Origin of the sequence: Pseudoalteromonas sp. AOP31-A2-14, from assembly GCF_052378035.1 — a bacterium.
Lineage (GTDB): Bacteria > Pseudomonadota > Gammaproteobacteria > Enterobacterales > Alteromonadaceae > Pseudoalteromonas.
Window position 1 is genome coordinate 541282 of sequence record NZ_JBQSXI010000001.1, and the last position, 22811, is coordinate 564092.

The 22811-nt window shown below is 41.5% G+C and carries 19 protein-coding genes; 14 read left to right on the forward strand and 5 right to left on the reverse strand.

The window, feature by feature from the left end; genetic code table 11:
• Positions 1–39 precede the first annotated feature (39 nt).
• The 8 genes from lpdA (at position 40) to glsB (ending at position 6941) form a co-directional block, all read left to right on the forward strand.
• On the forward strand, positions 40–1467 hold the full coding sequence (gene lpdA, locus ACT3S9_RS02505; protein WP_441835544.1) for a dihydrolipoyl dehydrogenase: 1428 nt from the start codon (positions 40–42) through the stop codon (positions 1465–1467).
• Positions 1468–1745: 278 nt separating this feature from the next.
• Positions 1746–2087: a 30S ribosomal protein S6 gene (gene rpsF / locus ACT3S9_RS02510; RefSeq protein ID WP_441835543.1), complete on the forward strand. Its 342-nt coding sequence runs from the start codon at positions 1746–1748 to the stop codon at positions 2085–2087.
• A gap of 68 nt (positions 2088–2155) precedes the next feature.
• The gene (gene priB / locus ACT3S9_RS02515; RefSeq protein ID WP_441835557.1) at positions 2156–2458 is read left to right on the forward strand and encodes a primosomal replication protein N; all 303 of its coding nucleotides are present in this window, start codon (positions 2156–2158) and stop codon (positions 2456–2458) included.
• 12 nt (positions 2459–2470) lie between these two features.
• Positions 2471–2698 carry a 30S ribosomal protein S18 gene (gene rpsR / locus ACT3S9_RS02520; protein ID WP_006793721.1) on the forward strand — a complete coding sequence of 76 codons (228 nt, stop codon included), beginning with the start codon at positions 2471–2473 and terminating at the stop codon, positions 2696–2698.
• A gap of 35 nt (positions 2699–2733) precedes the next feature.
• Complete coding sequence (rplI, locus tag ACT3S9_RS02525) at positions 2734–3186, forward strand: 50S ribosomal protein L9 (RefSeq protein WP_441835542.1); 453 nt, start codon at positions 2734–2736, stop codon at positions 3184–3186.
• Between the two features lie 334 nt (positions 3187–3520).
• Entirely contained in the window at positions 3521–4900 is a 1380-nt protein-coding gene (gene dnaB / locus ACT3S9_RS02530; protein WP_441834474.1) for a replicative DNA helicase, read from the forward strand.
• The gene (gene alr, locus ACT3S9_RS02535) at positions 4900–5988 is read left to right on the forward strand and encodes an alanine racemase (RefSeq protein WP_444750710.1); all 1089 of its coding nucleotides are present in this window, start codon (positions 4900–4902) and stop codon (positions 5986–5988) included. The genes dnaB and alr overlap by 1 nt, the downstream gene beginning before the upstream one ends.
• A gap of 26 nt (positions 5989–6014) precedes the next feature.
• Positions 6015–6941, forward strand: a complete 927-nt coding sequence (gene glsB / locus ACT3S9_RS02540; protein ID WP_441834476.1) for a glutaminase B — start codon at positions 6015–6017, stop codon at positions 6939–6941.
• A 27-nt stretch (positions 6942–6968) separates the two neighbouring features.
• Here glsB and ACT3S9_RS02545 read toward each other — a convergent pair whose 3' ends face one another.
• Positions 6969–8273: an inosine/guanosine kinase gene (locus ACT3S9_RS02545; protein ID WP_441834477.1), complete on the reverse strand. Its 1305-nt coding sequence runs from the start codon at positions 8271–8273 to the stop codon at positions 6969–6971.
• Between the two features lie 387 nt (positions 8274–8660).
• Here ACT3S9_RS02545 and tadA point away from each other — a divergent pair, with 387 nt between their 5' ends.
• Positions 8661–9164 carry a tRNA adenosine(34) deaminase TadA gene (gene tadA, locus ACT3S9_RS02550; protein WP_441834478.1) on the forward strand — a complete coding sequence of 168 codons (504 nt, stop codon included), beginning with the start codon at positions 8661–8663 and terminating at the stop codon, positions 9162–9164.
• Here tadA and ACT3S9_RS02555 read toward each other — a convergent pair.
• Together ACT3S9_RS02555 and mltF are read right to left on the reverse strand one after the other, a co-directional pair.
• Positions 9161–9376: a hypothetical protein gene (locus tag ACT3S9_RS02555; protein WP_441834501.1), complete on the reverse strand. Its 216-nt coding sequence runs from the start codon at positions 9374–9376 to the stop codon at positions 9161–9163. The two genes, tadA and ACT3S9_RS02555, sit on opposite strands and share 4 nt — an antisense overlap.
• Before the next feature lie 504 nt (positions 9377–9880).
• Positions 9881–11494, reverse strand: coding sequence for a membrane-bound lytic murein transglycosylase MltF (gene mltF / locus ACT3S9_RS02560; RefSeq protein WP_441834479.1), 1614 nt, complete (start codon positions 11492–11494; stop codon positions 9881–9883).
• 274 nt (positions 11495–11768) lie between these two features.
• Here mltF and purL point away from each other — a divergent pair, with 274 nt between their 5' ends.
• The 5 genes from purL (at position 11769) to ACT3S9_RS02585 (ending at position 20874) form a co-directional block, all read left to right on the forward strand.
• A complete protein-coding gene (gene purL, locus ACT3S9_RS02565) occupies positions 11769–15653 on the forward strand; it encodes a phosphoribosylformylglycinamidine synthase (protein ID WP_441994524.1) in 3885 nt (1294 codons plus the stop codon).
• Between the two features lie 809 nt (positions 15654–16462).
• Positions 16463–17737 carry a group II intron reverse transcriptase/maturase gene (gene ltrA, locus ACT3S9_RS02570; protein ID WP_086960535.1) on the forward strand — a complete coding sequence of 425 codons (1275 nt, stop codon included), beginning with the start codon at positions 16463–16465 and terminating at the stop codon, positions 17735–17737.
• A gap of 139 nt (positions 17738–17876) precedes the next feature.
• The gene (locus tag ACT3S9_RS02575; protein WP_441992762.1) at positions 17877–20357 is read left to right on the forward strand and encodes an intermembrane phospholipid transport protein YdbH family protein; all 2481 of its coding nucleotides are present in this window, start codon (positions 17877–17879) and stop codon (positions 20355–20357) included.
• Positions 20350–20532, forward strand: coding sequence for a YnbE family lipoprotein (locus ACT3S9_RS02580; protein WP_441992761.1), 183 nt, complete (start codon positions 20350–20352; stop codon positions 20530–20532). Before ACT3S9_RS02575 ends, ACT3S9_RS02580 begins: the two co-directional genes overlap by 8 nt.
• A gap of 9 nt (positions 20533–20541) precedes the next feature.
• The gene (locus ACT3S9_RS02585) at positions 20542–20874 is read left to right on the forward strand and encodes a YdbL family protein (RefSeq protein ID WP_441834483.1); all 333 of its coding nucleotides are present in this window, start codon (positions 20542–20544) and stop codon (positions 20872–20874) included.
• Between the two features lie 25 nt (positions 20875–20899).
• Here ACT3S9_RS02585 and ACT3S9_RS02590 read toward each other — a convergent pair whose 3' ends face one another.
• Both ACT3S9_RS02590 and waaA read right to left on the reverse strand, forming a co-directional pair.
• Entirely contained in the window at positions 20900–21460 is a 561-nt protein-coding gene (locus tag ACT3S9_RS02590) for a DUF1415 domain-containing protein (RefSeq protein WP_441992760.1), read from the reverse strand.
• The gene (gene waaA / locus ACT3S9_RS02595; RefSeq protein ID WP_441834485.1) at positions 21457–22740 is read right to left on the reverse strand and encodes a lipid IV(A) 3-deoxy-D-manno-octulosonic acid transferase; all 1284 of its coding nucleotides are present in this window, start codon (positions 22738–22740) and stop codon (positions 21457–21459) included. The genes ACT3S9_RS02590 and waaA overlap by 4 nt, the downstream gene beginning before the upstream one ends.
• Positions 22741–22811 lie beyond the last annotated feature (71 nt).

Sequence of the window (22811 nt, forward strand, 5' to 3'; positions counted from 1 at the left end):
TTTGGGGCAGTGTCCCGTTCAAATAATTAAGGTAATAGCATGAGCAACGAATTAAAAACCCAAGTTGTTGTACTAGGTGGTGGTCCTGGTGGTTACTCTGCGGCTTTCCGTGCTGCTGACTTGGGCTTAGAAGTTACATTAGTAGAGTCTCGCGACACATTAGGTGGTGTATGTCTTAATGTTGGTTGTATCCCTTCAAAAGCGCTTTTACACGTAGCTAAAGTAATTGATGAAGCAGCTGATATGTCATCTCACGGTGTTACATTTGGTAAGCCTGAAATTGATTTAGACAAAGTTCGTGATTGGAAAGACTCTGTAATAGGCCAATTAACTGGCGGCCTAGACGGCATGGCTAAAATGCGTAAAGTTAAAGTGGTTTACGGTTACGGCAAATTTACTGGCAGCAATACTATTGCTGTTGAAGGCGCTGATGGCGAAACTACAATTAGCTTTGATAATGCTATTATCGCGGCAGGTTCTCAACCTGTAAACTTACCGTTCATCCCAGAAGATGACCGTGTGATTGATTCTTCAGGCGCGCTTGAGCTTAAAGACGTACCAGAAAAATTACTTGTATTAGGCGGTGGTATCATCGGTCTTGAGATGGGCACAGTATACCGTGCACTTGGCTCAGAAATTGATGTCGTTGAATTTGCTGAACAGCTTGTACCTGCGGCTGATAAAGACGTAATTAAGATCTACCAAAAATACGTAAGCAAAAAGTTCAACGTAATGCTTTCAACCAAAGTAACAGACGTTGAAGCAAAAGATGACGGTTTATATGTCACGTTTGAAGGGAAAAACGCACCTGCAGAGCCAGTACGTTATGATAAAGTACTTGTAGCAGTTGGCCGTACACCGAATGGTAAGCTACTTGATGCTGATAAAGCGGGCGTTAATGTTGATGAGCGTGGCTTTATTAATGTTGATAAGCAGCTTAAAACGAATGTTGATAACATTTTTGCAATTGGCGATATTGTGGGTCAACCTATGCTTGCTCATAAAGCGGTTCATGAGGGTCATGTTGCTGCTGAAGTTATTTCTGGTCAGAAACACTTCTTTGACCCTAAGTGCATTCCTTCAATCGCGTATACTGACCCTGAAATCGCTTGGGTTGGTGTAACAGAAAAAGAAGCAAAAGAGCAAGGCTTAAGCATTGAAACTTCGGTATTTCCGTGGGCTGCATCAGGTCGTGCTATTACATCTGCTCGTACAGAAGGTCAAACAAAGCTTATCTTTGATAAAGACAGTGGCCGCGTAATCGGTGGTGCTATGGTGGGTATTAACGCAGGTGAAATGCTTGGCGAAATAGGCCTAGCGGTTGAAATGGGCGCAGATGGCGAAGACTTAGCGCTTACTATTCATGCTCACCCAACATTGAACGAGTCAATCGGCCTTGCTGCTGAAATTTATGAAGGTTCAATCACTGACATGCCTAATAAAAAAGCAGTTAAAAAGAAAAAGTAATAGTTTTTAATTAATTGCTTATAAAACCCAAGCTTTGGCTTGGGTTTTTTGTTTTAGTCGCTGCCAATACTTCTATTGGCGCTTAAGGTTTAAATAGCAACGACTTTAGCTGATAGGACTTTTACTTTGATACTTTTTCCTTTAGCTAAACTTTATATTGCTTAATTATCCAACTAAGCGTAAAATGCGCCCTCATTTCGGCTTTTAAACTATTAATTCCTTGCCTTAAACCGACCGGCCGAAACGGTAGAAGGCTCTATTAACCGTAAGGAATATCCATGCGTCATTACGAAATCGTATTCATGGTTCACCCTGATCAGAGTGAGCAAGTTGCTGGTATGATCGAACGTTATACTGGTTCTATCACTGAAGCAGGCGGTACTATTCACCGTCTTGAAGACTGGGGCCGCCGTCAACTGGCTTACCCTATCAACAAGCTTCATAAAGCTCATTATGTTCTATTGAACGTTGAAGCACCTACTGAAGTAATCAGCGAGCTAGAAACTACTTTCCGCTACAACGATGCAGTGCTTCGTAACTTAGTTATGCGTACTAAAAACGTAGTAACTGAAGCGTCTCCTCTTGCAAGAGAAGAGAAGAAAGAAGCACCAGCTGCTTAATTGTTTTGAGTCCAAGCATGGCATTGTTCGGTTGAGTTATTAAGATGAGCCAAAAGCTTAATCCGTTTATGAATCAACTGACGATATCTGGAGTCGTTTGTAAAACGCCCAAATATAGCCAAAGCCCTGCTGGCATACCGCATTGTATTTTTGTTGTAGAACATAAATCGATGCAAACTGAAGCAGATCTTAACCGTAATAGTTACGTTAGGCTTCAAGTGGTTGCAAGTGGTAAGCAGATGCAACAACAGACTCAACATTTGAATGTTGGGCAGGCATTGCAAGTGAGTGGTTTTTTAAATCGCCACGAAGGTCGTAACGGCCTTAGCCAATTGGTTTTGCATGCTCAGCATATAGAAAGAATTAATTGAGGAATTTATCTCATGGCACGTTATTTCAGACGTCGTAAGTTCTGCCGCTTTAAAGCGGAAGGCGTACAACAAATCGATTATAAAGATCTCGCTACTCTTAGAAACTATGTTACAGAAAGTGGCAAAATCGTACCTAGCCGTATCACAGGTACTAGCGCAAAATTCCAGCGCCAGCTAGCAACAGCTATTAAGCGTGCTCGCTACTTAGCCCTTCTTCCATACACTGACTTACATAAGTAAGCAGCGGATTAACAGTTTTTAAAAGGTGTAGAAACATGCAAGTTATTCTACTAGATAAGATCGCTAACCTAGGCAGCCTAGGTGAACAGGTTGTAGTTAAATCTGGTTTCGCACGTAACTTCCTTTTCCCGCAAGGTAAGGCAGTTCCTGCGACTAAAGCTAACATTGAAACGTTTGACGCTCGTCGCGCTGAACTTGAAGCAAAAATCGCTGAGCAGTTAGTTGCTGCACAAGCACGCGCTGACAAACTTGAAGCATTAGCAGAAGTTACTTTAGTATCTAAAGCTGGTGACGAAGGTAAGCTATTCGGTTCAATTGGTACTCGTGATATCGCTGACGCTATCTCAGCTGTTGGTGTTGAAGTTGCTAAGTCAGAAGTTCGTTTACCTTTAGGCACTATCCGTGACACTGGTGAATTTGACGTATCAATTTCGGTTCACTCAGACGTAACGGCTACTATTAAAGTAATCGTAATCGCTGAAGCTTAATTTTTAGTTAAGTGATAAAAACCGCACTATTTAGTGCGGTTTTTTTATGTTTAAAAAGTGAATACCAGTAATTCTGAATTAGTGAATTATTTAATTTGTACAGGGAATTTAGGTTCACTGTTTACTGTCTAGCTAGTCGTTAAGCAGCGACTTTTATACATTAATTACACTATCTAGATTCAAATTTTAATTTCGTTACCGTTTTTACCTGCGCCTAATGCTTAAGGTTCATGAAAGTTGATTACCAGTACAGAAAAAGATTTCCCGCTTTGCTATTTGCACAGCTCTCGCAAGTCGATAGAATAGGGTTATTCACTGTTAGTATTGCGAAGTTATGGCTAAACCAGATAAACAAGTCGACACACTTAAAGTTCCCCCTCATTCCATTGAAGCAGAGCAATCTGTATTAGGTGGTTTAATGCTTGATAATCAAGCTTATGACCGTGTTGCAGAGTTAGTAGTTGCACAAGATTTTTATACCCGCACTCACAAGCTTATATTTGAAGCCATGATATCGCTTGCTGAGGCGAGTGACCCCATTGACTTGATCACTATTTCTGAAAGCCTAGAAGAAAATAATTTACTTGCCAGTGTCGGTGGTTTTGCTTATTTAGCTGAAATAGCTAAAAATACGCCAAGTGCGGCTAACATCGACGCTTATGCCACTATTGTTCGCGAACGTGCTGTAGTACGTGAGATGATTGGCGTAGCCAATGAAATTGCCGAAGCGGGCTTTAACCCTGAAGGGCGTACTAGTCATGACTTATTAGACTTTGCAGAAAGTCGTGTATTTAAAATTGCTGAACAACGCACTAAAAGTACCGAAGGACCGCAAAACCTACACAGCATCTTAGAAAAAACTGTTGATAAAATTGAAGAGTTATATCAATCCCCGCAAGATGGTGTCACTGGAGTAAGTACCGGTTATTCAGACCTTGATAAAATGACCACTGGCTTGCAGCCATCTGATTTAGTTATTGTTGCGGCGCGTCCATCAATGGGTAAAACCACTTTTGCCATGAACTTGGCTGAGCATGCGGCAATGACGCAAGACAAGCCGGTACTTATTTATTCATTAGAGATGCCCTCTGAACAAATCATGATGAGGATGCTGGCATCTCTTGGGCGGATTAATCAAACTAAGGTGCGCACAGGCCAACTGGATGACGAAGATTGGGCTCGTCTGTCTTCAACCATGGGCTTGTTAATGGAAAAAGGTAAGATGTATGTTGATGACGCGTCAGGGCTAACGCCAACTGATGTGCGTTCCCGTGCTCGTCGTATTGCCCGTGAACATGGTGGTATTAGTATGATCATGGTCGATTATTTGCAGTTAATGCGTGTGCCGAGCCTATCTGATAATCGAACGCTTGAGATTGCTGAGATCTCGCGTTCACTCAAAGCTCTTGCTAAAGAGCTGAAGTGTCCGGTTGTAGCGCTATCGCAGCTAAACCGTACACTAGAGCAACGTGCGGATAAACGGCCAATTAACTCAGACTTACGTGAATCAGGTTCAATTGAGCAAGATGCCGATTTAATTATGTTTATTTATCGTGATGAAGTTTATAACGAAGACAGCACCGACAAAGGCGTAGCTGAAATAATCATTGGTAAACAACGTAACGGTCCAATAGGGAAAGTACGACTTACCTTCCAAGGACAATTTTCGCGGTTTGATAACTATGCCGGACCTGCTGTAGATGATGATTATTAATGCGCCTAGCTGTAGCAAAAATTAACTTAGAAGCCCTTGCGCATAATTTGGCGCAAGTTAAGCAATTTGCGCCGCATGCAAAGGTTATGGCGGTATTAAAGGCAAACGCTTATGGTCATGGTTTAGTTAAAATAGCTCAGCACTTAAATGAAGCTGATGCTTTTGCTGTAGCGCGAATTGATGAAGCACTTGCGCTGCGTGCTGGGGGCCTAACGAAGCCAATTGTATTGCTAGAAGGTTTTTTCCATAAAGATGACTTAGCGATATTACTGGCTAATAACTTTCAAACAGTTATCCATGATGAAAACCAACTACAAGCTCTAGAGCAAGCAAACCTTGGTGCGTCCATTAGTTGCTGGCTAAAAATAAATACTGGTATGCACCGCTTAGGTATTGACCCTTCGCAATTAGATGATTTTTACAAGCGTTTGCAAACGACACCAAACGCTAAAAATACTCTTAATTTAATGACGCACTTTTCTTGCGCCGATGATGTTAATGATACTAAAACCGCTGAGCAAATTGCTTTGTTTAACTCCTTAGTAATAGGAAAAAACCAATCGCACTGCTTAGCAAATTCTGCTGGTATTATTGGTTGGTCTAAGGGGCATGGTGACTGGGTACGTCCTGGTTTAATGATGTATGGCGTATCGCCTATGTTAAACAGCACTGGTCGCAAGCATAACCTTAAGCCCGTAATGAACTTAAGCACTAAAGTGATTGCCATTCGTGATGTTGATGCCAAACAATGTGTTGGCTATGGCGGACGTTGGCAAAGTAATAAGGCCACTAAATTAGCGGTAGTTGCCATGGGTTATGGTGATGGTTACCCGCGCCATGCTAAGCAAGGCACACCAGTCATTATTAATAATCAGCGATATGGAATTGTGGGAAGTGTTTCAATGGATATGATAAGTGTTGATATTGGCGACAACGCCAAAGGGGTTAAAGTCGGTGATGAAGTCACTATATGGGGGGAAGCGCTTCCTGTTGAAGAAATTGCCCATTGCGCCAGCACCATTGCGTATGAACTATTGTGTAATATTACCTCACGTGTAAGTTATGAATATAGTGACTCACTCACCTAAACAGCGTTTATTTTTTGAGGTATAACTTGCCAACAACTGATTACCAACAAGTACTTACGGATATTGCCAATGAGGTAAAGCCATTATTGAGTCAAGGCAAAGTGGCTGATTATATTCCTGCGCTGGCAGAAGTGGATGCAAACCTATTTTCGATTGCTATTTATACCACTGACGGACAAACATTTTGTGCTGGTGATTGCTCTCAGTACTTTACCATTCAGTCAGTATCTAAGGTAATGACTTTAACCATGGCACTACAGCGCTATGGTAATGAGCTATGGCTACGAGTGGGTAAAGAGCCTTCTGGCACTGCCTTTAACTCATTAACCCAGCTCGAGTTTGAAAAAGGTGTACCACGCAATCCGTTTATAAATGCAGGCGCTATTGTAACTTGTGATGCGCTTTATAGTCGGCTTTCAGCGCCAATACACTCAATGCTTGAAATGTTTCGTATGTTGTCAGGCAATCCCAGTATCATGATCGATAAAAAGGTGGCGAACTCAGAGTACGAATTTCGCCATCGTAATGCGGCTATGGGGCATTTGATGAAGTCGTTCGGTAACTTTGATAATGAAGTAGATGATGTGCTATGGGCTTATTTTAACTTTTGCGCTATTGAGCTCAATTGTGTTGAGTTGGCTAAAGCGTATAACTTCTTAGCGAACAAAGGGATAAATAACGTCACCAATAAGCGGGTGCTTTCAAATCTGCAAACTAAGCAACTTAATTCATTATTATTTACCAGTGGTTTGTACGATGCTGCAGGTGATTTTGGTTATCGTGTGGGGATGCCTGGTAAATCTGGCGTTTCTGGGACTATTTTAGCCGTATTACCGGGAAAGTTTACAGTTGCAGTTTATTCGCCGGGACTAAATAGTTATGGTAACTCTGTGGCAGGCATAGCAGCCCTTGAGCTGCTATCGAGTAAGCTTGATATTTCTATCTTTAACTAACGCTTTTTGAAGTTAAGGCTTGGGAGCTTACTGCTCCCAATATACCTGTTCAAGGCAATCTTCTCGCTCTGGCAGTCCGCGTGACAATCGTGGTGAATGCTGTACCAACACTTCATAACTGGCGCGGTTAGCGTATTTACTAATTTGCGCAAGTGACGAGTAAGTCATCGCCGGTTGTTGGTGCTTCGCCGAGTTACCTACATTAAGCTTATGATAAACATTTGCTGATAAGTCATGTAATACCGCAGCTAATGCGCAATCTCCCGCACCATTGGTGTTTTTAATTGAATCTGGCCCGCCCATAAAAGGGGCTGTATGGCTGTACGCACGTAAGGCATTGTCACAGTCTTTTTTTCGCATTGCGCGAGAAAATTCGTAACGGTTAAAATCAGCAATTGCGCCCGGTAGAAGTGGGTACTCGGTTTCACGCTTGAATTGATCATCTACGTGACCTGCCATAAATAAACCTTTTTCACCGGCAGTGCAAATAACTAAATCAACCCAATCAAGAGCTTTATCCGCCGCGAGTAATGGATCTTCAAAACCAGTAATCGCAAAGCCTTCTTCTTCGTTCATTGCTAAAATATCAACATGTTCAGCCACAAAACTGGCCCACCAACTCGGATCTTGTTCAATTAAAAACTTTGTTCCTAGTGTGAGTACGACAGGCACGTCCGCATCATTGGCATATTTAACGGCTTGCATTGTTGCTTCGGTCATCGTTTCTGCGCCTTGGGTACGCATTAAGTAGGCGCTTATCACTAAGGCCGATGAGTTTTCAATCAAGTCTTTATCGATGGACTCAGGGCGAAGGTGATTCATTAAACCCGCACTGATCGCAAAAGTACGTTCACCTGTTTCATCAATAAGGGTAAAACATCGGCCAATGGGGCCATCAACCGGTTGTAGATAGTCTAGGTCAACACGGCTTGAGGTATTACATAAAAAGCGATAAGCGTAGCTACCAATTTTAATGTTTTCACTCATTACACCCAATAACACAGAGCGATCGTCTGCCAGCACTGAGTAGTTGTGCATGGTGTTACCTACTGTACCGCCAGCAAACTCATAATCGACCATGTCGTTAAGTTTTAAGCGATCGTAAAGTGCATTTGTGATATCACTATCGATAACTTGCGACATTCCTCGGCGCAGTTTAAATTCGTCTAGGAAGGCTTGATCGACTTTGGCTTCTATATCAACAACAATCTGATCTATACCAGTAATATAACTTCGCTGTAAGCGATCACTGGCGTTGAGTTGATTAGTAAGAGGGTCTTTAGCCTCTACTGGAAAATAGTGTTTATGCCTGCGGCGTCCAGGAAATTTCATTTGCTACCCGTGTGGTGAGGTAAATAAAAAAAGCGAGTGATTATAGCGTAAATTAACACTTTAGAGCCATGTTAAAGGTGTTTTTATTCGTTTTATTTTTGTTCTCCGGCACTCTATGTTTTTAAATTCACCGTCTAGAGATTAATATTTTCGTTTGTAAGGGGGTTGTACTTGATGAATTTAAGAAGATGCTTGTTCTTTTTACAGGTACTTGGTTTCATTAGAATAAGCTCAAACTGGATTGTTTTAGCTGATAGCAAAATGGCTATCTAGTTAGTCACATTGGTATTATTGGTTTATTCGTTTTTGTTGTTAATCGGTATGCTTGGTATTTCTACACATTAAGTTAATATACTTAGGAAATTATTTAAGTAAGTAATAAATTGAATGAGTAAAGATTTTAGTGATGAATACTGGATGGCAAAAGCGCTTGAATATGCAGCGCAGGCTGAGCAGTTAAATGAAATACCAGTAGGTGCGATACTTGTTAAAGATAATCAGTTGATTGCTACAGGCTATAATCGTTCAATTACGGATAATGACGCGTCTGCTCATGCTGAAATGATGGCTATTCGTGAAGGCGGTAAAGCACTTGATAACTACCGGCTAATTGATTGCACCTTATATGTAACACTTGAGCCGTGTTCGATGTGCGCTGGTTTGTTGGTGCATAGCCGAATTAAACGGTTAGTGTTTGGTGCAAAAGACGGCAAAACGGGCGCGGCAGGGTCGATTATGAATTTACTGCAAGAGCCTAAATTAAATCATCAAGTTGAGGTGCAAGGAGAAGTACTTGCTCAGCAATGCGGTGAGGTTATTTCGCTATTTTTTAAGCGTCGCCGCCAAGAAATAAAAGCTGCCAAACTGGCAGCACGTAACAAACCTGATTAATCTGAATTAGCTTTGTTTTTGTCGGGGGTAGACACTAAGTCTGGTTGCTGGGGAGCGATATTATTAATTTCGTCCATTTGCTGCATTGCATACATGCGACGACGCCAAATAACTTTTTTATGTAAATTACGTAACATAATACGCCGACGAGTCGCTGTTGAATAAATAATATTGCGTTTAAATTTGTGTGTGGGATGTCTGCGTTTTAACATGATGAGATGTCCTTGAGTGTGAGAGAAAGAAGGCACTGTTTTACCTAGGGACGCCTTACTCTTTGTTGTCTGTATAGATGTCGGTAAGGTACCTGAACAGGACCGGTAGCTTTACTCGGACTTTATTACATAAAGCAACGATAATACTATAGCGCCGCGATTAAAGTGCTTCTAAATCGAACTATGGTAAGCCTGTACACCCTTTATACGCAAATGTAATGATCATTTCATTACAAGCAAAAAACTTTTAGCTAAATAAATTTTAACCTGGATAGCCTGGTTGTATTTTTTGAAATACTGAACTTTCAATTGCATCACGTGCAACAGCGCACTGTTTACCGCCTTTTACGCACGTATAGCTGATTGATAAAACATTACTTTTAAGTTTTCCTATATATACGCCCATTTCAAAGTAGTCATTTGCATTCTCTTGAAACTTAAATTGTATATTCGACTTTTTAAAAATTGTTCCTGATATCTTAATATCCTCACTTTCATTAATTCTTACTTCTTTTTCGACTCATCTTCTTTAATTTGCTCAGTGCTTTTATCTGTTTTCGGTTTTTCGTCTTGCGTTATAACTTTTTCGGTATTCTTTTCCTTTTGGGTGTTTTTTGGATCGGCATTGCTTTCTAGAACAGCACTATTATTCTCGTCTTTTTGAGCTGCTTTTTCTGAATTATTGCCCTCGGTAGTATCTTCAGCAGTAGTACTTGCTTTAGTGTTTTGCTCTGAATCTTTTTGTTCAGTCTCACTTTTGTTAGTGGCTATCGCATTATTTTCGTCAAGCCAGACGAGTGCATCGTAATAACGGCGAATATTATCAACGTATTTAACCGCTACATCACCGCGCGCATAACCGTATTTGGTGGTGCGGTAATAACGCTTTTTAATAAGTAGGGGTAAGCGTTTTTTTACATCGGCCCATTTGTCAGGGCTGCCACCTTGAACTTCAGTAATAATACGCGCGTCATTCACATGTCCCCAACCAACATTATACGAGGCCAGTGCTAACCAAGTTCTATCTGGCTGTGGAATACGATCGGGTATGCGATTAACTAACGTTGTTAAATAATCGGCGCCACCGCGAATGTTTTGCTCAGGAGCTAAACGGTTTGTAACATTCACTTGTTTAGCTGTATTTAACGTGAGCATCATAATTCCGCGTACCCCCGTAGGCGATTTTGCTCGTGGGTTCCACATCGATTCTTGATAACTTAATGCGGCCAATAAACGCCAGTCTAAACTGCCTGCGTAATGCTCAAACCAAGGTTGGTATTTAGGCAAGGTGTCTTTTATCGCTTCTATATAAGCGAGGGTATTTACATAATTAAATTGACGCACGTGTCCAAAGTACTTTTCTTCGAGTACATAAAGTTGGTTATTTTGTTTAACGTCGCCAAAAAATGGCACCATCAGCGCGTATAGTGAATCGTCGCCATCTTTACGCAACAACCATGCAATAGGGTCGTTACGGGTAACTGAAAAACCAATACTTAAATTGGGGTGGTAGCGACGAAATAGCGAAAGGGTATGGGAGTCAGCTAGGGTGTAGTCAATATCGCCATCAATAACAGCTTGTAGTAATTCTTCTTCGTCAAATTCTTCGGTTTCTTGCCAGGTTAAATCAGGTTGATTTTGCTGTACTTTTTGCAGCGCCAGTGAATGGCTACTTTTTGAAAGCACCGTTAAATTACCTGTTAAATCGCTATATTCACGAGGGCGAACGCGACCTTGTTTATAAACGAGCTTTTGGCTTATGGTGCGATATGTTGGGCCAAAACGATAGTTTTGTGCGCGGACATTATCGTAAGTTAAACCCGAGGCAATAATGTCTAAGTCGCCGCTGTCCAATCGGGAAAACATATCTGATAAATTAAAAAACGGTACCATCTCAAGCTCAACACCTAAATGGTCGGCAAATGCTTGCGCTAGTTCGTATTCAAAACCTTGCTCGCCTTGTGGCGATTGGTAGTAGTTAGTTGCGCCTGCGAGAGTGCCTACACGAATTTTATTATCGGCTTTTATTTGGCTTAACTGCGACGGTTCTTCCTGCATATTGCAGGCACATAAAAGTGTTACTAACGTAATGATTATTATTAGCTTTTGTTTAAACATAATGCGCCCCATGAGTGCCATAATACCGTTATATCAAAACTTCGCTCTGGCGTCACTGCACGATTAGTTTTATTGGGGTGTATAATTACGCCCATGTGTTGGTTTAAAGCGACTTATACTACGTTATTGATTTTAAAAACAGAACCATTATTATCGCAATCAATGTCTTACTTAAATCACTTTTAACTTCAACTGAAACTCGCATTTTGAGGTGATTTGGGTATACTATGCGCCTAAAATATCGTTCAATCCCTAACCCCGGATGAAAATACCTATGTTGATCCTTCGTGGTGCACCTGCACTTTCCGATTTTAGAGTTCAGAAAATTTTAGCCCGTTGCCAACAAGCGCAACTTCCTGTCACTAATGTTTATGCCGAATACGCACATTTTGCTGATTTAACAGCCGAACTTTCTGCTGATGAGCATACTAAGCTTGAAAAGTTGTTAACTTATGGCCCAACGATTGCTGAGCACACACCTGCCGGCACGTTAATTCTTGTTACCCCTCGTCCAGGTACTATTTCACCATGGGCCTCTAAGGCAACGGATATTGCGCATAATTGTGGTTTGAGCCAAATTCACCGTGTTGAGCGTGGTGTTGCTTACTACATCGAGGGTAAATTAAGCACTGAGCAGTTAACAGCCGTTGCGGCTCAATTACATGACCGTATGACTGAATCTACACACAGCGCACTTGCTGACGCTGGACAGTTATTCCGTACTGATACGCCCAACAAAATGTCATCTGTAGATATTGTAGGTGGTGGCCGTGAAGCATTAGCGAACGCAAACATAGAGCAAGGCTTTGCACTGGCCGATGACGAAATTGACTACTTGGTAGAAAACTTTAAAAAGTTAGGGCGTAACCCAAACGACATCGAATTATTTATGTTTGCCCAAGCAAACTCAGAACATTGTCGTCATAAGATTTTTAATGCCGATTGGACTATTGATGGCATCGAGCAGCCTAAGTCTCTGTTCAAAATGATCAAAAATACCTACGAGTTAAACCCTGAAAATGTTTTATCGGCTTATAAAGATAACGCAGCGGTAATGAAAGGGTCAAAAGCAGGTCGCTTCTTCCCTAATTTTGAAGGTGAATATGCATATCATCAAGAGGATATTGAGATCTTGATGAAGGTTGAAACCCATAATCACCCAACCGCTATTGCGCCATTCTCTGGTGCGGCGACAGGATCTGGTGGTGAAATTCGTGATGAAGGCGCCACAGGCCGAGGTTCTAAACCTAAAGCGGGTTTAGTGGGCTTTACGGTATCTAATTTGCGTATTCCAGGTTATGAACAACCCTGGGAAACTGACTTTGGTAAACCTGCACGTATTGTAACGGCGCTTGATATTATGACTGAAGGCCCTTTGGGTGGCGCGGCATTTAATAACGAATTTGGCCGCCCTAATTTAGTGGGTTATTTCCGTACTTATGAAGAACAAGTAACCAGCCATAATGGTTTAGAAGTACGTGGTTACCACAAGCCAATTATGCTTGCTGGTGGTTTAGGTAATATTCGTACCGACCATGTGCAAAAAGGCGATATTCCCGTAGGCGCTAAACTTATTGCCTTAGGTGGTCCTGCAATGAACATTGGTTTAGGTGGTGGTGCTGCATCAAGCATGACTTCTGGCCAATCGAACGAAGATTTAGATTTTGCTTCTGTGCAACGTGAAAACCCAGAAATGGAACGCCGTTGCCAAGAAGTGATCGACAAATGCTGGCAGCTTGGTGATGCAAACCCTATTGCGTTTATCCATGATGTGGGCGCAGGCGGTTTATCAAATGCATTTCCTGAGCTTGTAAATGACGGTGGTCGTGGGGGGAAATTCCAACTGCGTGATATCCCAAATGATGAGCCGGGTATGGCACCGCATGAAATTTGGTGTAATGAATCTCAAGAGCGCTATGTACTTGCTGTAGCCCTTGAAGACTATGATCGTTTTGAAGCTATTTGTAAGCGTGAGCGTGCAGAGTACGCAGTAATTGGTGAAGCAACAGAAGAACGTCATCTAACCGTTGCTGACAGCCATTTTAATGATAGCCCAGTAGATTTACCGTTAGATGTATTACTAGGTAAAGCGCCTAAAATGCACCGCGAAGCACACTCTAAAAAAGCACTTAGCGATCCGCTTGATACCAGTTTAATTGATGTTGCAGAAGCGGCAACACGTTTACTGCGTTTACCAGCCATTGCAGAAAAAACCTTTTTAATCACAATCGGAGACCGCTCGGTAACAGGCCTTGTAGCTCGTGACCAAATGGTTGGCCCTTGGCAAGTACCTGTAGCTAACTGCGCAGTAACTGCAGCAACATACGACACTTATCACGGTGAAGCTATGTCTCTGGGTGAGCGTACGCCAGCAGCACTTTTAAATTATGGGGCGTCTGCCCGTTTAGCGGTTGCTGAGTCACTGACTAATATTGCGTGTACTAATATTGGTAGCCTTGAAAATATTAAGCTTTCTGCAAACTGGATGGCAGCGGCAGGTCACCCGGGTGAAGATGCAGGCCTTTATGAAGCCGTAAAAGCGGTTGGCGAAGAACTTTGCCCAGCGCTTGGTTTAACTATTCCTGTGGGCAAAGACTCAATGTCGATGAAAACCCAGTGGGACGAAAATGGCGAAAATAGATCAGTCACAGCGCCGTTATCGCTTATCATTACTGCGTTTGGCCGTGTTGATGATGTACGTAAAACAGTGACACCGCAACTACGCACTGATAAAGGTGAAACATCACTTATTTTAGTTGATTTAGGCGCCGGTCAAAACCGTCTAGGGGCATCAAGTTTGGCACAAGTGTACAAGCAGTTAGGTGATGTAACACCTGATGTTGATAACCCTGAGCTATTAAAAGGTTTCTACAACGCCATGCAAGCACTTGTCGCTGACAGTAAACTACTTGCTTATCATGACCGTTCAGACGGAGGCTTATTTACTACTGTAACTGAAATGGCTTTTGCAGGACACACTGGTGTCACTGTAAATCTTGATGGTTTAACCGGTTCAGACATCGAAGCACTTTATAATGAAGAGCTAGGTGCGGTAATTCAAGTTGCTAACAGCGACCTAGACGCAGTAAATGCGGTATTAGCTGAGCATGACATTGCAGCAATTAGCCACGAAATTGGTACGCTTAATAACGATGACGCAGTCATATTTAACCGCGCTGGTAACTCAGTACTAAGCAATACCCGTACTGAGCTTCGTACCATTTGGGCTGAAACAACGTACCAAATGCAAGCACGTCGTGATAATCCTGATTGCGCTAAGCAAGAGTTCGATGCCAAGTTTGATGCAAAGGACCCAGGCCTTAACGTTAAACTGAACTTTGACTTAAACGAAGATGTTGCTGCACCTTATATTGCAACGGGCGCTAAGCCTAAAATGGCTATTTTGCGTGAGCAAGGTGTAAATTCGCACCTTGAAATGGCGGCGGCATTTAACCGTGCTGGTTTTGCAGCTGTTGATGTGCACATGAGTGATATTCTTGAAGGGCGCTTAACGCTTGAACAGTTTAAAGGTCTAGTGGCTTGTGGTGGCTTCTCTTACGGTGACGTATTAGGCGCGGGTGAAGGTTGGGCTAAGTCAATTTTATTTAATGATATGGCACGCGATCAGTTCCAAAACTTCTTCCACCGTGAAGATACTTTCAGCTTAGGTGTGTGTAATGGTTGTCAGATGTTATCAACCCTTAAAGAGCTGATCCCAGGTACTGAACATTGGCCACGTTTTGTGACGAACAAGTCTGAGCGTTTTGAAGCGCGTTTTAGTCTAGTTGAAGTGCAAGAGAGTCCATCGGTATTCTTTAAAGGTATGGCAGGCTCGCGTATGCCGATTGCTGTGTCGCACGGTGAAGGTCATGCTGAATTTGCAAACGATGCTGCTGTTAAAGCTGCACTTGACTCAGGCTCTGTGGCAGTGAAGTTTGTTGATAGCTACGGTAACCCAACAACGCAATATCCTAACAACCCGAATGGTTCGCCAGAAGGTATTACAGGTCTTACATCAACAGATGGTCGTGCAACAGTGATGATGCCACACCCTGAACGCGTGTTCCGCGCTGTAGCTAATTCTTGGCATCCAGATGAATGGAAAGAAGATAGTCCATGGATGCGTATGTTCCGTAATGCACGTAAAAATGTAGGTTAATAGCTTTGGTTATAAACCATAGGTTAATAAAAACCGTTTAAAATAAAAAAGGCTGCATTGTGCAGCCTTTTTTGTTTGCCCAGCGAAGCTGGCAAACCCGATAGGCTGAAAGATGCCTTATCACCCTGACTAAGGGGAAGATAATCTGAATGGCAAGGGCGTCACTGGCCAACGGTGGGGTCTGAAGGAAGCCATAAGAAGTTAGAGGTACACAACTAACCGTAACCTGTTTCGGCAGTATTGGTGGGTCAGCGTGCAAAATAGCGCAACGCCCTATACTTAGTCAGACCAATACTGTGCTTGAGGGTGGGATTTCTAACAGGGAGCCAGTGCAGTAACTGGGGAAGCCTGGCATCTAAACTTAATGAGAGTAAGTGGCCTAAATTCAAGGTGAAAGCCAAGATTTAGTGTCGGTGTGAGGTGGCAGATGAACCCGTAGTAGTGAGTAAGGCTAGGCCGATGAAAGCCAGTAATGGTGTGGAGGGGAAAACCAAGCCGACCATCAACATTATGTTTGATGGGGTCAACTTTAGCCAAAAGCTTTAATTGATTGCGAAGGGGGGAAGTATTCTTTAAGCGTATGAAAGACGGGAACTTTTGTTTATCGGCTCACAAGTATTTCGACGGAAATAGCCAAAATATGACGGCCAAACAGGAATGTAGACGCTGAGAATTGAAGGGCGAGCAATGGAGTAATGACTGACCACTTAGGCAGATTGCCAAAAAAGGCTAGCACACCTAATGTCATCATGAAGAATCAGCGATAAGTAGAGTGACACGAGCAGACATACCGCAAGCAAAGGCAGAAAATGACAGTTTACTACAGCTTGTACGGACAATTATTAGACATTAATAACCTGTACAAGGGATTCAAAAAAGTGAAAGCAGCTAAAGGAGCGGCCGGAATAGATAGGCAGACCGTAGGCGCATTCGCCCTGAATTTAGAAGCAAACTTAAAACAACTGCAACTTGAGCTGCAAACCAAGCAATATAGGGCACAACCTGTCAAACGGGTGGAAATACCCAAAGATGATGGCGGTGTCAGAATGCTAGGTATCCCCGCAGTTCGAGACCGAATAGTGCAACAAACACTATTGAACATACTCCAACCGATATTCGACATCGACTTTCACCCATCGAGTTATGGGTATAGGCCGAAACGAAGCTGTCATGACGCTATCAGTAAAGCAAGTGTATTTATCCGTAAATACCATCGCGACTGGGTCGTAGACATGGATTTGTCGAAGTGTTTTGACCTGCTTGATCATGCTTTGATAATTAGGAGTGTTAGACGCAAAGTGACGGACGGTAGTATTTTAAAACTGATTAATCAGTTCTTAAAAAGCGGAGTAATGATAGGTGAACACTGGGAGGCTAGTACGATAGGAAGCCCACAAGGTGGCGTAATTAGCCCGTTATTGGCCAATATCTACCTAGATGCTTTCGATCAAGAAATGAAAAAGCGTAATCACCGAATAGTGAGGTATGCAGATGATATCTTGATTTTGTGCAGCACAGAAAAAGCAGCGCAAGAAGCACTTAAGGCATCCACCCAGATACTAGAGCGAGACTTGAAATTAACCGTGAACCAAAATAAAACCCATATTGCTCATAGCAGCAAAGGAGTGAAGTTTTTGGGAGTAGAGATAGGTAGCCAGTGGACACGGATACAAGCATCAAAACTCATCGGGTTTAAACAAAAAGTGAAGCAATTAACAAAACGTAACGGCGGCATAAATTTAGCAGAAGTAATAAAACGGCTAAATCCAGTTGTGCGCGGTTTTGTAAATTATTTTAGTATAGCCAATTGTAAACGAGAGCTAAAAGCCTTGGCAGGTTGGATCAGACGAAGACTAAGGGCAATACAGCTGAGGTTGTGGAAGAAGCCATCAAGGCTACATCGACGACTAAAACAGTTAGGAAAAAAGCCACCGTTTAAGTTCATTAAGATGAACTCGTGGCGTAACTCACTAAGCCCTTTATCTTGTGTATCGATGCCAAACCAATGGTTTGAGGAGCTTGGTTTATATCCAATAGAAAAAGTGAATACGGGATGGCTTGCTTTATCGGCGTTTAGGAAATAAGTTGATAAAATGTGAAGGGTACAGGAGCCGTATACGAGGTCCGTACGTACGGTTCTGTGAGAGGGATGAGGCATAAGCCTCACCCTACTCGATGTCTACACTGATTCTTCAAGATTCAAAAATTAATTTTAAGGATAATATGATCAAACGTGCTGCTTGGGGTTTACTGTTTTTAATACTAAGTGTTCTAACACTTGGCTATGTATTTCGTATGCCATTAACGCAGTGGTTCATTGCTCCCACGTTAAGTCAGTCGGGTATCGAGTTACATTGCTTGGACTGGTCAATTAATAGTGATTTAAATTTACATGTTGAGCGAGTGTGTATTACCTATTTAGACCACCAATTAGAGTTAGGTGGTATTGTAGCCAACAGCCAGAAAGTATCAGTGCACCGCGCTAACTTACGCTTAAGTGAGGACTCCTTTGCAGGGGGCAGCAGCGACGAAAAGGATACTGTTACAACCGCACAACTTAAAAAGCTTGCACTAGAGTTACCTGCAAAACGACCTCTTTTAAGTATAGAGCGGCTTGAGGTTTCTCACCCTCAGTTAAGTAAACCTTTAATTACTGCTATAAAAGAGCCAACCCTTAATATGTTTACGCTTAACGGCGATATCAATGCGACAATCAAGGCAAGCTCTGAGCTTATATCCGGTACTATTAAAGTTAACGATGAGCTACTTGCAAAAGCGTTCCCTATTGAACAGATTCAACTTACTGGTGAACACAACTTTAGTTTTGATGGTGTATCGGTTGATTTAAACAGCACAATTAAAGCTCGCTATACAAAAGAGCTTGATGAGTGCCCGTTAACTTTTAATATTAATGGTGATGTTAAAACACATTATGAGCTTAACGAAAAGCTATTAATCCTTGATGCCAGCCAATTAACGAGCCAAATTAAAGCACATGAAAGCTGTTTTGATTTAATTACCAATAATAAGCCGCAACGTAACTACTTAAGTAAGCAGCTTTCTCTGGATTGGCAATTATCGCTTCCTGAAAAAATCACTGTAAATAAACAGCAGCTAGCTACTGACAAAGTATTGCTTAAAGCTGAAAGTAACCAAACAATAGTTACAGCTGAAAATGTAAGTATAGCCTTGAATGATCCCTTCAATAGCGCTAAAGGGCAGCTTGCATTAGTAATGCAAACAGATGATATTAATAACTTAACGCTTAATGGAGCTTTAGAAGAAGGGGCTGTTGAGGGTGATTACTTACTAAAAATTGACACACTACCTGTATTTTTACCTGTGAACGGCGAGGGATTTAAAAGCCAAGGTAGCTTTAATATAGCTAATGTATTAACGCCGCTAACAGGCCTCATATTTAATACGCAATTATCTTTAGACTCAGCAAATTACATAGCAAACGAAAATGAACTTAAGTTAAAAAAATACCAAGCAACATTTTCAGCCAATATTGATAAAGCGAAAAAAACACAGTTGCAGCTTGATAGTAAGCTGGATTCTGTAAAGTTTAACGACTATCAACTAACAGGTGCCACTAATCAGTTAACGGCAAATACCACATTGCGTGTAGGTGAGCTGTTTATTGATTTAGTCAGTGAAACTAAGCTTAAGCAATTTAAAAGTGACGTGGTTAATTTAAATAATATCCGAGTTAGCTCTAAAGGTCTGCAAAGTCGTGCATTGCAAGCATCTCATCATATATTTATTGATGGAGTCGAGCTTCTTGCTAATCATAATGTATCGGCAGTAGCGCATCCATTTGAGGTGATTATTCCAAGCCAAGCGATGACAAAACTTAATCCGTTGATCCAACAGTTTTTACCTTCAGTGATACTCACTGATGGCACTTTAAATGGACAGGTTAAAGGTGATGTTAATTTACAGCGTGCTGATTTTAACGCCCAAATAAATAAAGCCAGTGGGCTGTACAATGATTATTTAGGTGATCACTTTAGCAGTCAGTTAAGTGGCCGTTATGATTCAGGAGAGCTTAATGTTGCACCTACTACATTTACACTTTTAGAGTTACGAGCGGGCGCTATAGTTAAAAATATCAGTAGCGAATGGCAGGTTAACAATACCGTACCTCAAGTGAGTAATCTGGAAGGTGAAGTAATGGGCGGCAGTTTTAAGCTAGATAAGTACCGCCTGTTTCATACTCCTCAGCAAGCTTTAGTGACTTTTAATAATATTGATGCTAGTAAAGTAATTACCCTAGACGATAAATCGGGTATTACCTTAACGGGTAGAGTTAATGGTACTTTACCTGTACATTTTAATGAGCAAGGCGTTGAAGTTAAAGAGGGCGAGTTACATAACCAAGGTGATGGTAAGTTAATTATTGCCGACAACGCCGCTTTTAATGCTGTTAAAGCGCAGCAGCAAGAGTTAGAACCTATTATTGGTTTATTAGAGAACTTAGATATTCAAAGTTTAAAAAGTAGCGTTAATTTAAAGCCCGATGGTTGGTTGTACTTAGGAGTTAGCTTACAAGGTTATAACCAAGTACAAAAACAGCAAGTGAACTTTAACTATAATCACGAAGAGAACGTATTTACTTTACTTCGGGCGCTCAGGTTAAGCGATGAAATCACCCAAAAAGTAGAGCAACAGTATTCAACAAAAGGAAGCAAGAATGACTAAATGGTTAGTAATAATATCAGTGCTTGGGCTATTGAGTGCTTGTACGCACCGTGTTGAAGTAGCCGCTAAAGAGCCCATTACCATTAACCTAAACGTAAAGGTTGATCATGAAATTCGTGTAAAAGTAGACAAAGAGCTTGATAGTCTATTTAGTGATGACAGTGAATTATTCTAAGGAGTTATAATGACTATTAAAAACAAAAAGCTAAATTTAATTACCCTATTAAGCGCTGTATGTTTATCGTTTTCAGCGTGGGCAATTAGTCTAGATAATGCAAAAGACCAAGGCTTAGTTGGCGAAGATAGCTCTGGTTATTTAGGTCTTGTAGTACAAAATGCAGAGGCAAAAGCAGTTGTTGACGAAATCAATGAAAAGCGTAAAGCGCAATATTTGAAATTAGCTAAAAAGAACGATTTATCTTTAGCACAGGTGGAGGCGTTAGCCGCTGCAAAAACTATTAAAAAAACCCAATCAGGTCACTTTATTGAAGTGAATGGCGAGTGGGTTAAAAAGTAATTAGTTGATTTATATAAGCCGAGAGTTAAGTTCTCGGCTTTTTACAGTTTGCTAATAAGGTATGCCAAAAATCAATCCCTTTACGCCTTGCTAGGCTGATATTGTGCTCAGGAATGGACTCGGGCTCGTTATAGTTTTCAAGTGCTTCGCTCATGCTCGCTTCACGAATTAAATGCAAAGTGGGGTAGGGCGCGCGATTTGTATAGTTGGCCGCGTCGGCGTCATCACTATCAGCAAATACGTAGTCTGGATGAAAGTTAGCTATTTGATATTTCCCCTCGAACCCCTGGGCAACCAAAAGAGCATGAGCTAAATCGACTAAATCTAGAAACTCATCAAAGTCACTAAACCCTTGCTCAAATATTAGTAATGTAGTTTCACGCATTTGTTGCTGATCAAGCTCGTTGCATTGCTCAAGCATTTCCATTACAGCATCATCAGCACGGGTAGCAGTACTTGTTTGATAATGAATACAGTTGTTTTCAACCTCTTTTCGGGCAAAAGGACAAAAGTTAAATTTTACAATAACACTAGATACCCATTCGCGGGTTTGACGCTCAGCAAGCGTTGAAGTTGAATTAGTCATAGTTTTAAACTTTGCTTAATAATAGAAAGTGTACGCGCAATTGCGCCTTGATTATTGTTGACGCACCTTGCGGCTTGCGTGCCAAGGTTTTCAATTTGTTCAGGTTGTTGGCAAAGTGTAATTAATTGCTTGCTAAGTTCATCGACATTTTTGACAATTAAACAGCCGCCAAGCGCAATTAGCTCTGGATAAACGTGATTAAAGTTATAAGTATGTGGCCCGCTTAAAACCCCAACATTAAAGGCCGCGGATTCTAAAGGATTATGACCACCGCGCTCAATTAAGCTGCCGCCAATATAGCTAATGTTAGCCATGCCATATAAGCATTGTAGCTCACCAAGGGTGTCAGCTAAGAGCACTTGCTCTTTCTTATATGGCAAGTGATTAGTACTTCTGCGGCAGTAAGTAAGTTCGGCTTCTTCAAGTAGCTTAGCGACTTTATCAAATTGCTCAGGATGGCGCGGTGCAATAACCAGTAATGCATTAGGCTGTGTGTTTAAAAGAGTTTGATGTGCGGCTAATATTAGCTCATGCTCAATAGGATGAGTTGAGCCTGCCACCCAAATAAAACGCTCATTTTTATACTGTTCTTTTAGGTTGGTAACTTTGTCTAGTTGTTCTTTTGAGGGGGTAATATCAAACTTTATCGAGCCGGTAACAGTTACTTTTGATTCTTTCAGACCAAGCTCAATAAAACGTTTTGCATCTTCTTCATTATGGCTGGCAAGAGTCGTTATAGAATTCATAATTACACGGGTTAGCGGTTGTACTTTTTTATACCCACGCTGGGATTTTTCAGATAGTCGTGCATTAAGCACCAGCACAGAAATTTGCTTCTTAAAAGCCTGCGTCATTAAATTTGGCCATAACTCAGTTTCTAAAATACATAATATCTGTGGATTAATGCGCTTTAAAAAACGCCAGGTCGCACAAGGAAAGTCTACAGGAAGGTAGGCTACTTGCACTGAGTCTTTAAAATTATTAATTACTTGCTCACGCCCTGTTGGTGTATTGCAAGTAATCATTATAGCTAACGTTGGCTGAGCTATTTGTAATGCTTTGATAAGTGGTGTGGCCGCTAAAACCTCACCTACAGAAGCACAGTGAAAAATAACGGGTTGAGTATTTTGTTTAGGTGTATTTTTAGTAGTCACAAAACCAAAGCGCTCAGTAAAGTGCTCCCGGTAAGCTGGGTTCTTTTTACCTCTGATCATATAAAGATAAAAAATAATCAACGGGCTGAGTAGATAAATAACGAGCGAGTAGAAAAAACGTGCCATCAGATACTTTTGAAAGTGTTAATTGTGCTAGTTTAACCTGATAAATGTATTTTCCAAGCATAGCGCTAAAT